Annotated in this window: 12 protein-coding genes; 2 read left to right on the top strand and 10 right to left on the bottom strand. The window is 71.1% G+C overall.

Features of this window, described 5'->3' with window-relative positions; translation table 11 throughout:
- Window positions 1-35: 35 nt before the first annotated feature.
- From I4Q55_RS37965 to I4Q55_RS37920, 10 genes are all read right to left on the bottom strand, one after another.
- A complete protein-coding gene (locus tag I4Q55_RS37965) occupies window positions 36-830 on the bottom strand; it encodes a TIGR03084 family metal-binding protein (protein ID WP_206795163.1) in 795 nt (264 codons plus the stop codon).
- On the bottom strand, window positions 823-1,929 hold the full coding sequence (locus I4Q55_RS37960) for a carboxymuconolactone decarboxylase family protein (protein ID WP_206795161.1): 1,107 nt from the start codon (window positions 1,927-1,929) through the stop codon (window positions 823-825). The genes I4Q55_RS37965 and I4Q55_RS37960 overlap by 8 nt, the downstream gene beginning before the upstream one ends.
- A gap of 66 nt (window positions 1,930-1,995) precedes the next feature.
- Entirely contained in the window at window positions 1,996-3,648 is a 1,653-nt protein-coding gene (locus I4Q55_RS37955) for a GMC family oxidoreductase N-terminal domain-containing protein (protein ID WP_206795159.1), read from the bottom strand.
- The gene (locus I4Q55_RS37950; protein ID WP_206795157.1) at window positions 3,645-4,214 is read right to left on the bottom strand and encodes a DUF5987 family protein; all 570 of its coding nucleotides are present in this window, start codon (window positions 4,212-4,214) and stop codon (window positions 3,645-3,647) included. Before I4Q55_RS37950 ends, I4Q55_RS37955 begins: the two co-directional genes overlap by 4 nt.
- Before the next feature lie 34 nt (window positions 4,215-4,248).
- Window positions 4,249-5,634, bottom strand: coding sequence for a cytochrome P450 (locus tag I4Q55_RS37945; RefSeq protein ID WP_206795156.1), 1,386 nt, complete (start codon window positions 5,632-5,634; stop codon window positions 4,249-4,251).
- Entirely contained in the window at window positions 5,631-6,638 is a 1,008-nt protein-coding gene (locus tag I4Q55_RS37940) for an enediyne biosynthesis protein (protein WP_206795154.1), read from the bottom strand. The genes I4Q55_RS37945 and I4Q55_RS37940 overlap by 4 nt, the downstream gene beginning before the upstream one ends.
- Before the next feature lie 4 nt (window positions 6,639-6,642).
- Window positions 6,643-8,616 carry a VCBS repeat-containing protein gene (locus I4Q55_RS37935; RefSeq protein WP_206795152.1) on the bottom strand — a complete coding sequence of 658 codons (1,974 nt, stop codon included), beginning with the start codon at window positions 8,614-8,616 and terminating at the stop codon, window positions 6,643-6,645.
- The gene (locus I4Q55_RS37930) at window positions 8,613-9,596 is read right to left on the bottom strand and encodes a DUF1702 family protein (RefSeq protein ID WP_206795150.1); all 984 of its coding nucleotides are present in this window, start codon (window positions 9,594-9,596) and stop codon (window positions 8,613-8,615) included. The genes I4Q55_RS37935 and I4Q55_RS37930 overlap by 4 nt, the downstream gene beginning before the upstream one ends.
- Window positions 9,597-9,703: 107 nt before the next feature.
- Window positions 9,704-10,699 (bottom strand): DUF1702 family protein, encoded by a 996-nt coding sequence (locus I4Q55_RS37925; RefSeq protein WP_206795148.1) that lies wholly within the window; start codon window positions 10,697-10,699, stop codon window positions 9,704-9,706.
- 32 nt (window positions 10,700-10,731) lie between these two features.
- Window positions 10,732-11,634 carry a helix-turn-helix domain-containing protein gene (locus I4Q55_RS37920; protein WP_206795146.1) on the bottom strand — a complete coding sequence of 301 codons (903 nt, stop codon included), beginning with the start codon at window positions 11,632-11,634 and terminating at the stop codon, window positions 10,732-10,734.
- Window positions 11,635-12,126: 492 nt separating this feature from the next.
- On the opposite strand from I4Q55_RS37920, the gene I4Q55_RS37915 reads away from it, so the two are divergent.
- Window positions 12,127-12,987, top strand: coding sequence for an AfsR/SARP family transcriptional regulator (locus I4Q55_RS37915; protein ID WP_191307828.1), 861 nt, complete (start codon window positions 12,127-12,129; stop codon window positions 12,985-12,987).
- A gap of 45 nt (window positions 12,988-13,032) precedes the next feature.
- Window positions 13,033-13,527: a winged helix-turn-helix transcriptional regulator gene (locus I4Q55_RS37910; RefSeq protein WP_206795144.1), complete on the top strand. Its 495-nt coding sequence runs from the start codon at window positions 13,033-13,035 to the stop codon at window positions 13,525-13,527.
- Window positions 13,528-13,628 lie beyond the last annotated feature (101 nt).

Genomic DNA, 13,628 nt, shown 5'->3' with positions numbered 1-13,628 from the left:
CGACCGGACAACGACCCGTACTGTCCACGAAGGATTCAGGCGTCGAACTGGCCGGGGCGGCGCCCCGCCCCGGCCGGCCCGCGATAGGCCTGGGCGATGTCGAGCCACTGGTCGGCCAGCGTGCCCGTCGCCCGCACGTCGAGGTCGAAGCGGTGCCGCCGCCGGGTGACGAGCAGGCAGAAGTCCTCGGCACTGCCGGTGACCCGCTGGGCCGCGTCCTCGGGCCCGAACGCCCAGAGCCCCCCGGAGGGCGCGGTGAGCTCGAACCGGAACTCTTCCGCGGGCGGCGTCAGGTTCCGCGCCTCGTAGCCGAAGTCCCGGACCCGAACGGAAAACCCGGCGATGTGCCGGATCCGGTCGGTGCGCTCGAGGCGCACGCCGAGCGCGTCGGCGATGTCCTGGCCGTGGCCGAACACCTCCATCATCCCCGCGCACGCCAGCACGTACGGCGGCAGCGGGTTCACCAGCCACGGCACCAGCTGGTTCCCGGGCACGGCCGCGAGGGCCTTGAGCCCCGCGTCCCGCTCGGCCCGCCAGCGCGTCAGGAGCACCTCGGCCGGGTCGTGGACGTAGTCCTCCAGCGCGGCGTTGACCGCGGCCTCGAACCCACCGGACAGCGACTTCGTCATGGCGACGAACGCCTCCGGCTGCGCCGCCGACAACCCCGCGATGCGGAAGATGAACGCGAGGTGCGCGATCTGGTGGCGGACGGTCCAGCCCGGCGCGGGCGTGGGGGTGTCCCACTCCGCCTCGGTGAGCCCCGCGACGAGCGCGTCCACCTCGGCGGCCTCGGCGGTAAGGTCGGCGATCACGCCCGTGGTGTCAGTCACCTGTCTGTCCTTTCACCGATGCGACGTCTTCTCCTGATCGATCATCACCGTTGCGAGCTCGGAAGTCTTCTCTTCGCGGGCGGAGAGAAAGCCGGTCGCCCGCCGCCACGGCCGCGGTGAGCGCCGCCCACGACACCAGCTCGACCACCCCGCGGTCGTCCGTCCTTTCCGGACTCAGCGCGGCGATGTCGGCGGCCGTCACCTGGTAGGCGGACTTGGCCGTCAGCAAGGCGATCCGGCCCGGTGCGCGCTCCTCCGCGGGGAGTTCGGCGAGGACCGGGTCCACCCACGCGCGGCTCAGCCCGGGCGGTTTCCCGTCCCACGCCTTGAGTTCCCGGCGGACGAGCTCCCGGACCCGGGAGGGCACCGAGCGTTCCCCGGCGGCCTCGATCGCCGCCGCAGCCCGCGAGAAAGCGTCGGACAGCGTCTCGCCCGGGTTCGGCCCCGGCGCGGCGGGCAGCAGGTCCAGCGCCTGCCCGGCCGGCGGCGCGGCACCCGGCTTGAGCAGGAAGCCCAGCACGGCCTTGGCCTTCGCCCGCGCCGTCGGCGGAACGGCCTCGGGCAGCGGCGACGGCCCGAGGAACACGCTCACCACCCGGTTGAGGTAGTGGAACGCGACGGCCACGGCCGTGAACTCCGCCGCGGCGTCCTCGGGCACGTCCGCGGGCAGCCCGCCGTCACCGCCCGCCCACGCCGTCAGCGCGCGCAGGCCGCGGTCCGGGATGGCCGCGGGGTCCCCGGCCTCGATGGCCGCGGCGGCGGCCGGCTCCCCCAGCGTCCCGAGCGCCATCGCGTGCACTTCGACGCAGTACGGGCACGAGTTCGCCGCGGACACGGCGGCCGCGACGGCCTCCTTGCCGGCCCGGCTCGCCGCCCCGCCCGCGACCAGCGACTCCCGCAGCATCAGCCACGCCGCGGCCAGCACCTCCGGCGACGCCGAGTGCAGCGCGATCGGCGGGGCGAGCATCCCGAAGTCCCGCTCCACCTGCCGGTAGACCTCCCGCACCAGCCCGCGCGCCCGCCGCGGCCGCACCACGTCGACGTAGCGCACCTCCCGCAGCGACCGCCGCAAGGCAACCCGCACCAACCCCGCCGCCATACTTCCTCCTCAGCCCCTCGGGCGCGTGTCGTCCGTCCAGGTACGCGAGTCGTCCGTCCGGGTACGTCAGTTCCCGGCGACCAGGTCCAGTTTGGACACCGCACGGCGGCCCGTGATCGAGCCGTCGGGGGCCGGCGCGCCGTACTTGACGTCGACGTCGCGGGCCTGCAGGGCCCGGACGATGCCCGGGATCGACCGCTCGGCGAGCGCGGCGATGGTCATCGCCGGGTTCACCGTCAGCGCGCCCGGCACCGCCGCGCTGTCGGTGACGAAGATGCCCGGATGGTTGCGCAGCTCGTGGTTCGGGTACAGCGCCGACGTCGCCGGGTCGTCACCGATCCGGCAGGACGCCAGCGGGTGCACGGTGTACGCCCCGACGACGTCGTTGGTCCACGGCGCGACCTTCGCCAGGCCGTCCTTCTCGATGATCGCCTTGCAGTCCGCGTCGGCCAGCGCCCAGCCGCGCCGGGTGTTCGTCGTCGGCTCGTAGCGCAGCGGGCCGCGGCCGAGCATCTGCTGCGAGATCCGGTAGGCGTTCCCAGTGGGCGGCGGGGCGCCGAACACGCCTTCGTTGTCGTCCTCGGTCATCAGGAAGATCGTCAGCCAGTTGGCCCACTGCTTGAGGATTTCCTTCTTCTCCGCACCGAACCAGCGCGGCTCCTCGCCGCCGGGCACCTGGGCGAGGATGGTGCCCAGGCCCGGCGGGAAGTACAGCTGCTCCAGCGAGTACCGCTCGTACTCCGGCAGCGACCCGTCGAGCTTGTCCCAGTTCGCGACGGTCGGGCCCTTGCCGATGTGGTTGGCCGAGTAGACCGGACCGTCCTCACGGGACAATCCCAGCACCTCGCGGACGCGGTCCTCGTCGATGATCGCGGTGTTGAGCCGCTCGCCGTTGCCGGAGAAGTACCGGCCCACGCCGTGCGGCATCGTGCCGAGCGCGGCCTCCGAGCGCTGCAGGATCACCGGGGTGGCACCCGCGCCGGCAGCGATGATCACGATCTTCGCCTCGATCACGCCGCTGCCGGTGTGGATCCGGTAATCTTCCTCGTCGATCAGGTCGAAGTAGACGCGGTAGGCGCCGTCCTCGGTGCGCTCGAGCCGCTGGACCTCGTGCAGCGGGCGGATCTCCGCGCCGTGCGAGAGGGCCGCGGGCAGGTAGTTCGTCAGCATCGAGCGCTTGGCGTCGAACTTGCAGCCCGCCATCATGAAGTTGCAGTTGACGCAGGTGGCGTTGTCCACCGCGACCGGCGCCGGGTTGGCCGTCCGGCCCGAGTGGTTGCAGGCCGCGGCCCACAGCCCGCCGGCGTAGGAGACGTCACTCCAGTCCTGTTTGGACACGGGCAGCGACTCGTCGACCCGGTCGTACCACGGCTCGAGCGAGTCGCGGTTGATCACCCAGGGCCACATCCGGCGTCCGATGCTGCCGTGGCGCTCGAAGACGAACTTCGGCGCCCGCGGCATCGCGGCGAAGTACACGACGCTGCCGCCGCCGACGCAGTTGCCGCCGAGCACGCTCATCCCGTCGCCGACGACGAAGTCGAACGCCCGCGTGTAGGACGAGCCGAGCAGGTAGTCGTGCTCGAAGTCGGCCGAGGCCAGCCACGGCCCGCGCTCCAGCACGGTGACCTTGGCCCCGCCGGCGGCGAGGTGGTAGGCGGGGATGGACCCGCCGAAGCCGCTGCCGACGATGACGACGTCGGTCTTGTCGATGGCAGTCATGCGGGGCTCCCGGAAGGCGTGGTGTCGGGGTGGAGCTCGGCCAGCTTGCGGCCGTAGCCGTACTTCGGGAACCGCCAGAACCCGTCGGCGTCCGGTGCGGTGTAGCCCAGCGCCAGCAGGCCCGGGTGCCCTTCGCGGATGGCGTCGGCGGTGTGCTTGTGCGCGGCGCTGTCGAAGGCCATGTTGCAGAACAGCGCGAGGCTGACCCAGCCGTCCTTCTCCGGGTGGCCGGGCGCGGTCAGCCGCCGCACCAGCTCGCGGCGGTGCTCGTAGGGCAGCGCGACGAACGGCGGGACGTCGTGATCGAGCGACAGCTCCGCTTCGCCCGCGTAGGCCTTCGCGTGATCGTTGAGCGACTGCGCGAGGTAGGGCAGGCCGACGGTGACGCCGGTCGCGTCGAAGTTCAGCAGTTCGAGCGCGCCCGCCGCCACCGAACCGGGGCCGGGCGCGGCCCCGGCGATCGCCCGGTCGCCTTCGTACCGCTTCTCCCCCGGCACGATCGTGTCCGCGTAGGCCTCGAGGGTCAGGTTCTTGACGCGTTCTTCTTCGGTGGCTTCGCGTTGCACCGGCCTACCTCCTCATCGAATGTCCACAGTGAACTCAGGCGGCCTCGGCCCGCCGCACCCGTTCCCGGCGGTGCACGGTCATCGGCAGCCCGCCGCGCACCCGCAGCGAGAGCATCGCTTCGGGGTCGACGACCTTGCCCGGCACCTTCCGCAGCACCAGGTCCCGCGCCGCCATGGCGAGCACGAACACCGCCTCCATCACGCCGAGGCTGTTGCCGATGCAGAACCTCGGCCCGGCGCCGAACGGGATGTAGGCGTAGCGCGGCGGCCGTCCGGCCGGGTTCGCCGGGTCGAACCGGCCGGGGTCGAACCGCTCCGGGTCGGTCCAGAACCCCGGGTGCCGGTGCAGGGTGTAGGGCACCACGACGACGTCGGAGCCGGCCGGCACGTGGTACCCGCCGATCTCGTCGTCGGCCTGGGCGACCCGCGGCAGGAGCCACACCGGCGGGTACAGCCGCATGACTTCCTCGACCACGGCCGCGGTGTAGGTGAGCCGGCGCAGGTCCTCGTGCTCGGGCAGGCGGTCACCCAGCACTTCGACGGCTTCGGCGTGCAGCCGCTCGCCGACCTCCGGGTGCTCGTCGATCAGGTGGAAGGCCCAGCCGAGCGTGCTCGCCGTCGTCTCGTGCCCGGCCAGCAGCAGGGTGATCAGCTCGTCCCGCATGCGTTCGCGCGACGCACCTTGCCCGGACCCGGACGCGATCAGCCGCGACAGCACGTCCTCGCCGTTCTCGACCGGGTTCGCCAGCCGCTGCTCGACGAGCTCGTCGGCGATCCGGCGCAGGTCGTCGCGCGCGGTGCGGAACTCCAGCTGCTTCTTCAAGGGCACCCACTGCGGGACCGCGCTCAGCGTGACCGCCTCGAACATGGCCTGGTCCTGCACGGCTTCGAACGAGTGGCCGAGCGTTTCGTACCCGCCGAGCTCGGCGTCGAGCAGCGTCTTGCCGAGCACGCCGAGGGTCAGCCCGGTCATCTCGTGCAGGATCTCGACCGGCCCGTTGTGCGCGCCGAGCCGCTTGATCAGCGCGTCCACTTCGGCCGCGACGACGGCGGCCTGCCGCGCGATCCGCTTGGGCTGGAACACCGGCTGGATGGTCCGCCGCTGCTCGCGCCACGTCTCGCCGTCGCTGGTGAGCAGGCCGTCGCCGAGGGCCCGGCGCGCCTCCTGCAGGCCGATGCCCTTGTGGTAGTTCGCGGCGTTGTCCGCGAGGACGTGCTTCGCGAGGTCCGGGTGGTTCACCAGGTACATCGCCTTCGGGCCGATGGCGATGCGGACGACGTCGCCATAGACCTCGGCGTTGTCGCCCATGAGCGCGAGCCGGTCGGTGAAGAGCTGCTTCAGCAACCGGAGGGTCGCCCGGCGCGGCGGCCCGGGCGGCGCGGGGTGCGCCGCCCGGGCTCGGTGCTGGCGGCCGGTCATGCCGCGACGGCTCCCGGCTTCTCGCCGCCGGCTTCCGCCGGCGCGGGCGCGAGCTCCAGGTTCGCCTTCTGCTCGGCCTGTTCGGCCTCGAACTTGATCCGCGCCTTGTTCGAGAAGTGCAGGGCCCACAGGAACATGCCGCGGATCAGGCAGACGGTCGCGGTGGCCAGGAAGAGCCCGTAGGCCACGTGCACGGCGGTGAAGAAGCCGTACGCGAGCGCCACCCCGGCCCCGAAGGCGAACTGCGAACCCGGCTTCGACGGCGACGTGCCCGGGTCGGTCACCATGTAGTTGGTGTAGAGCACGAACGCGACACCGGTGGCCATCGCCAGCGCGCCGGGGATCGACGTGCCGAAGAGCCAGCCGCGGACGACGGCCTGGATGACGAAGAAGCTCAGCCAGCCCGCGATGAGGAACATCCGGCCGGTCAGCAGCGCGTTGAGCACCGTGCCCGACACGAGGATGATGCCGACGATCAGCCAGCCGCCCCAGGTGGGGATCTGCTCCGTGAAGTGGTACGGCGGGGCGATGCTCGCCCACGGGAACACGAGCAGGATGATCGTGATGCCGAAGTTCGACGGGTTCATGTAGTGCCGCATCCGGCCGTACACCGGTGCCTGCAGGATCCACTTCGCGCCGACCGCGACGACCACGCCGAAGATCATCACGAGGATCCGGTCGTTGACGTAGGTCAGCATGTTCAGCGCGAGCCCGGTGATGTGCGCCGGGAGCAGGAACTCCATGAGCCCCTTGAACCCGTTGCCCTTGAAGCGGACCGCACGCGAGGTGACGCGGGCGTTGATGATTTCGAGCAGGATCTCCGTGGCGTACGCGGTCGCCAGCGCGACGAACGGGTACAGCCACGGCTGCTCGAAGCCGAGCACGGTGTAGCCGACGATGTTGAAGATCGTGATCGAGATCGCGAAGCGGCGCAAGGCGGTGACGACCTTGTTGCTGCGCTTCGGTGGCGCGGTGTCCACTTTGGTCAGAGTCGGGGTCGCCATCACGTCACATCGCTTCCTTCGCCGTGGTGCCGAGCTGGTACATGTGGCAACCGGGTTCGAGCTTCAGGTTCTGGGTCCGCAACTGCCCGGTCCGGTCCCGCCACTGCAGGTGCACGTCGAGCGGGCCACTGACGTCGTGCCCGAGGCCGATCTGGACGTCGAAACTGCGCCGGCCGGCCTCACCGCTGCTGCCGTCGACCCGGCCGAGGTACTTCTTGCCGTCCGCCGTCGTCACGGTGGCCTGGGCGCCGATCGCGGGCGGGCCGGCCGCGGGCAGCGGGCCGGGCGCCACCGGGGCGTCGGTGAACAGCTTCAGCTGCAGGTACTTGCCCGGGTTCGGGCTGTCGTTGTGGTAGAAGATCGGCGCCTCGTACTGCCGCGCCACCGCGAACTCGGGCAGGCCGTCGCCGTCGGTGTCGCCGACGGCGATGCCGCGGGTGGGCACCGGGACCGCCAGGCCCAGCTGCGGCGCGAGGTCGGTGTACCGGCCGTCCGCGCTCTTCACGAAGAAGTGCAGGGTGTGGTCGCCGCCGATGTCGTCACCGGCACGGGCGTTCGGCCACCAGAGCGGGTTGGACAGCATGCCGTCGTGCGCCGTGGCCAGCTCCTGCAGGTTCGGCCAGCGGTTGACCTGCCCCTTGACGAACCCGGTCGCCTGCGCGATCTGGTTCTCGCCGCCGTTGTTGAAGTCCTGGATCTTGACGTCCCAGCCCCAGCCGGACCAGGCGGTCCCCTGGCTGCCGCTCACGTCCTCGAACGGCGCGACCCCGTCCTGCAGCTGCTTGCGCAGGTCCATGGTGTTCTTCGCGGTGTTCATGAACTGGAAGTTCGACTCTTCGATGCCCCACGACGCGGTGATGTTGCTGACGAACAGGTCGTAGAGCCCGTCGTGGTTCAGGTCGCCGAAGTCGACGCCCATGCCCTTGAAGGAGTCGTTGCCCAGCACCTTCGACTTCGGGTCGGTGATCCCGCGGACGCCGGTGACCTCGGCGAGCTCGATGTGGCCCGGCGTGGACTTGTTGTAGAGCAGCCGGTCGTGCCCGAAGTCGTTGGCGATGTAGAGCTCCGGCAGGCTGTCGCCGTCGATGTCGGTCGCGCTGGAGGCCAGCGTCCAGCCGTAGCGGGCGACTTCCGGGATTCCCTGCGAAGCGTCGACGTACTGCGCGCTCGGGTTCGCGCCGGACGCGGCGCCGGTCCAGCGGTAGATGTACTTCGCGCCCGAGTTCAGCGCGTGCGACATCGACTGGTTCATCGTGATGCCGCCGTCGGCGTTCGGGTCGAGGACCCGGCTGTCCGGGAAGTAGTTCCCGATGAAGATGTCGACGTGCCCGTCACCGTCGAAGTCGCCGATGGTGGCGGAGTCGGTGTTCCACATCGGGCCGTTGTACTTCCCGTCCGGGCCGCGGTGGTTGCCCGCCACCAGCTCGACCGGCTGGAACGCGGCCGCGTCGAACTTCGCCGCGGTGGCCTTCTGCAGGAACAGCACCGGCGTGCGGCCCCAGTAGTAGGCCAGGATGTCGGTGCGGCCGTCTTCGTTGTAGTCACCGGGGACGCAGCCCATCGGCGCCATGTAGTCCCACGTCGGCAGCACCGGAGCGGGATCGAGCTCGAAGGGCGCGTACCGCGGGCCCGAGTCCGGCGACGGCGTGATGACGACCTGGTCGCTGCGGGTGTCGACCAGGCAGAGGTCGTTGGCCTTGCCGGTGCCGCTGATGTCGTTGAGCGCGATCGCGGCGCCGACCGAGGAGATCCACGCGGCGATGTCCTCGTACTCCTTGTTCACCGTGCGGATCGACTGCGCCTTCTTCGCCGCGGGCAGCGCGATCGACATCGGCGTGAAGTGGAACTTGCTCGCCATCGAGTCCTGCTCGGCGGCGGAGACGCTGGGCAGCCGCGCGACCAAGAACAGGCTGAAGATCAGCGCCAGCGCCACGATGCCCGCCAGCTGCTTGCGCAGCCGGCCCAAGGTCGCGGTCATTCGTGCACACCTCCGTGCGTCAGGACTTCGTCGGCGATCCGCCGCCGCCAGATTTCGAACGCCGGGACGTCGTCGCCGTCGACGACCACGTCCGGCCGGACCTCTTGGGTGATGGCCGCCGCGCGTTCGGCAGGCAGGCCGCAGATCGCCCGGGCCGCCATCTCGGTCTCCGGGATCATCAGGCCCGAGCGCACCCGGCACTCGGCCGCGAACGCGCTTCCCTGCGCCAGCGGCCCGTGGTGGATGCCGGCCCGGTCGACCAGTTCCCGCAGCTCGTCGGCCGTGACGCCGCACGCGTAGGTCGAGGCCAGCCCGACCCCGGCGTACAGGTCGCCGTGGCGCGACTCGGGGAACTCCTCGATCGTCTTCGTCACCAGCTCGACGTCGGTACCGCAGATGAACCACAGCGCCCGGCCGATGCCCTGGTCGATGGCGCGCAACGCGTACCCGTCGTAGCGCTTGTCCGGCCACGAGAAACCCGGCTCCTGGTACTGCTGCCGGATGTACTGGTCGGTCTTGAAGTACGCCTGGTGGAAGCCGTAGCCGTCGAGCACGAGCCAGCGCAGCAGCGGGTCGAACGCCGAGGCCTTCGGCCACGCGAACCGCGGGAGCCGGCACATGGCCCAGCCGACCCCGACGTAGATGATGTAGTCGTGCTTCTCACCGGGGCCGGCCAGGAATTCGGCGATGTTCGTGCTCTTGCCGAACGGCAGCCCGTCGAGGACGCCGTACCCCATTCCCGCGCCTTCGTAGGCGAAGCCGCGGAACTGCGGTGGAATGCGCTCGAGCCATTCTTCGGCTTGCTCGACCGAACGCGCCTCGACCGCGTGTGCGTACCCGAGGAGGAATTTCTCCCCGACCGTCTCGAGTCGTTCTTGAGCGGCTGGGCTCTTTCGGTGGAAGCCACGCTTTTCCAGCGTGGTCTCCGAAACGTTCGGTGTCAGGATGCGGCGTCTGAGCGCGCGCCAGCCATTGCCCAACGCACTCTCCCCCTAACGGGTCGAATGAGACTTGGTTCTGCTCGTCGATTCCACAGTCACAGATCCGCTGGTCGGCGGTCTACTCCACGGTTGCGTGGGATCACCGCTCAGCTCGCCCGGCGCGCGGCGGCGGGACGGAGCTCTTCCCGGATCCGCTCCCGCCACAGCTCGTAGGGCGGCACCGGCCCGTCGTCGCCGTCGGCGCGCTCGGTGCGGTCGGCCAGGTTCTGCGCCTCCTGCACGGTCAGGTCGACCAGGGCATCGCACGCGAGGTGGGTGTGCGCCGGCACGTACCCTGAGTAGGTCCGCGCCTTCACCGCGAACACGACGCCCAGGCCGAGCTCGTCGTGGTACCCGCCGGCCGCCCGGCGCAGCCGCGCCAGCCCGAGCTGGTCACTGCCGCCCGCGAACGTCGCGGCGAGCCCGATCCCGCTCCACAGGTCGGCCCGCCGGTGCTCGGCGAACCGGCCGGCCGCGGCGGCCACCGCGTCCGGGTTCCCGCCGTGGATGAACCACAGCGCGCGGCCGACCCCCTGGTCGAACGCGCGGGGGAAGTACTCCGGGCGGCCGGCCCACGGGTAGGGCTCCGGGGCGGCCTGCCGCTCCACCCACTTCCCGGTGTCGAAGTAGGCGCGGTCGAAGCCGTAGCCGTCGACGGCGAGCCAGCTCATCACCGGGTGGTAGGCCACCCCGGTCAGCTCGGGCAGCATCTTCTTCCACAGTGGACGCGGCAGCCGCGCCATCGCGAACCCGATCCCGATGTAGGTCAGGAAGATGTGCGGGCGGCCCGGTCCTTCGAGCAGCTCGCGGGTCCGGTCCGAGCCGCCGCCGGGCATGGCGTCGAGGATGGAGCAGCCCATCGTCGCGCCCTCGTAGGCGAACCCGCGCTGTTCGGGCTCGATCAGCGCGAGGCGCCGCTCGATCTCCCACAGCGACGCGCCTTCGATGGCCCATTCGAACCCGCACACGACCGCCTGCGGCACCGCTTCCAGGCGGGCCGTGGCGTCGGTGTGCACCACCGGGAACCCGCGCTCGGCGAAGCCGACGGACGCGAGGGAGGGAGCGAGCACGCGCTTGCGCAGCACGCCGAGCAGAGTCGACATCCGGATCTTCCTGTCGGTCGGGGGAACGGGGCTCAGGCGACGGCGCGCAGGTGCGGCCGTTGCGTGGCGAACTGCTGCCGGCTCGACGGCGTCGGCCGGGACGCCAGGGTGATCGCGATCGGCGGGTCGGTCAGCGCGGGCCGCCGCAGCCGGACGGTGACGCCCGGCGGGTCGAACGGCGACACGGCGGCCGAGGCGGTCCCGACCGTGAAAGCGGGGCCGCTCTTGGCGTGCAAGCTGTGGTCGGCGATCGCAATCACGGTCCAGTTGCCCTCCGGCACGCCGTGCACGGTCAACCGCCCGGACCGGGTGTTGGCCGAGCCGCCGAAGGCGACCGGGCCGCGCTGCGGCACGTTGTCGGCGAACACGCCGACGAGAACGGTGGCCGGGGCCGCGTCGTCCGGCAGCACCAGGTCGACGTCCAGGTGGCCGGTGCCCATCGGCTGCGAAGCGCAGCCGGCTTCGCGCAGCGACCGCTGCGACGGCAGCCGCTGGAAGTACGCCGAGTGCGCGACGAGCAGCTCGCCGACGTCCGGTTCGCGGTACTCGGTCGGCGTCATGCCGACGGCCCGGACGAACCGGCTGGTGAAGGTGCCGACGCTGCTGTAGCCGACGCTGCAGACGATGTCCGACACGGTCAGGGAAGTGGTCAGCAGCAGCCGTTTCGCCTCGAACAGGCGCACGGCCGTCAGGAACCGGCCCGGGGTGACCCCGGTCGCCTTCGCGAAGATGCGCGAGAAGTGGAAGGGGCTCACGTACACCTCGGCGGCCAGCGCCGACAGGGTGATGGGCTCGAAGTAGCGTTCGAGCAGCAGCTCGATCGCCCGCAGGATCGCCGGCTGGACGGCTTGTTCGCGTCTGAGCCGGTCCGCGTCCTCCGGTGGCTCGCCTGCCTCCCGCTGTACCCCCGTGGACGCAACCGATCGCAAGATCATCAGCCCAACCTCGAATTCCTCCGCTTGAATTTCCCTCGCCGCCAGGTAAGACGCCGGAGGTCGCGGGTCGGTGGACGACCGATCGAGCCTCGACGGAGACTGGAGAAGGCAATGTCGGCGGGGAACGCCGAACCCGTGCGAAGGGCACGGCTCCCGTCGTGCACTTCGCACGGATCCGTTGTGAAAGCTGCCCCGACACGGCGAGTGAGCACCGGCCTTCCGCCGTTCGCCCGGCCGGGCGGCATGATCCGGACGGCCAACCCGGCCGGGTCGGGAGTCCGCGGCACGCGGCCGCGAAAAGTGCGGAACGCACGGGTCCGGGCGGAGAAACACAGTTCGACTCTGATGGGCGGCTCACTGGCCGCACCCCGGCCGCTCTGTCACATTCGAATGTGGACAGCCGGGGGATCGACGGTACATCGGGAGTACATCGGTCCTGACGCGGCACTACTGGGGAGCCGGCACACGGCTGCACACTGGAGGCGTTCGGCAATGTACTCCGAAACTAGGCTAGCGGCCGGGGCAACCCCGCGGCCACGGGAACCATCCGAAAGTGTCGTCCGCTTCACGGTCCTCGGCCCGCTCGGCCTCCTGCGTGACGGCGTGGACTACGCGCCGACGACACCGAAGGTCCTGCAGCTGCTGGCCTTGCTGGTGGTCCGGCCGGGCCGGCTGGTCCACGCCGACTCGATCATGCAGGAGCTGTGGGCCAGCGACCCGATCCGCACGGTGCGGACCACCCTGCACACCTACGTCTACCATCTGCGGCGGTGCATCCAGCAGAACGGGCTCGCGGAGAACGCCGACGACCTGCTCGTCACCAAGAACCCGGGCTACGTCTTCCGCATCGACCCCGCGCAGGTGGACGTCTTCCGCTTCGACCGGCTGCAGCACGAAGGGCAGGTCCTGCAACGGAACGGGCGGCACGACGACGCGGCGGGCCGGTTCCGCGAGGCGCTGGACCTGTGGTCGGGCCCGCCGCTGGCGAACGTCTCTTGTGGACCGGTGCTGCAGTCGTACGTGACCCAGCTGGCCGAGCAGCACCGCACCACGCTGCACCTGCTGGTGGAGGCGGAGATCGCCAGCGGACGGCACCGCGAGCTGATCGGCGAGCTGCGGTCGCTGACCGGGGGCAACCCGCTGGACGAAGCACTGCACGGGCAGCTGATGCGGGTGCTGGGCCGCAGTGGCCGCCGGTCCGACGCGATGGCCGTGTACCGCGACCTGCGCCGCCGGCTCGCCGAGGAGCTGGGCGTCGAGCCGTGCGACGACCTGCAGCTGCTGCACCGCGAGCTCATCTCCGAGGGCGACCACAACCAGTTCCACCCCACCGCACGAAGTGAGGACCGATGACCGCACGAACCCGTACCTATGGCCAGTTCTGCGGAGTGGCCCGCGATGGAGCTCGTCGGTGAGCGGTGGGCACTGCTCACCGTGCGGGACCTCGTGCTCGGCTCGAAGCGGTACACGGAGCTGCGGGCCGGGCTCCCGAAGATCCCGCCGAGCATCCTGCCGGCCCGGCTCAACGAGCTGGAGAAGTCCGGGGTCGTCCGCCGGCGCGTGCGACCCGACCTGGACGCGAGCGTGGTGCACGAGCTCACCGAGTACGGCAGCGAGCTGGACCACGTCCTGCACGACACGATGACGTTGCACGCGATGGTCGACGGCGCGCTGAAGGTGACGGAGGGCCGCCTCCCGGACGCGGACCTGGTCATCCACGCCGACCGCGGCCGGGTCCTCCTCGACGTGATCGGCGGCCAGACGAGCGCCGCGGAGGCGGTCCGCACGGGCCGCATCGCGATCGACGGCAGGCTGGCCGGCCTGGAGCTGTTCGCCCGGCTCTTCCGCATCACCGCGGCACCTTCGCCGCAGGAGGGCATCCTCGTCCACTGAGGACAGTGCCGTGGGGGGGGCCCCCCCCCCGGGGCCCCCCCCCCCCCCCCCCCGGCGCCCCCCCCCCCCCCCCCCCCCCCCCCCCCCCCGGCCCGGTTTCG

Origin of the sequence: Amycolatopsis sp. MtRt-6 (assembly GCF_017308975.1) — a bacterium.
Lineage (GTDB): Bacteria > Actinomycetota > Actinomycetes > Mycobacteriales > Pseudonocardiaceae > Amycolatopsis.
The sequence above is the reverse complement of the archived record's forward strand: the minus strand, read 5'-3'. Positions and strand labels throughout refer to the sequence as shown.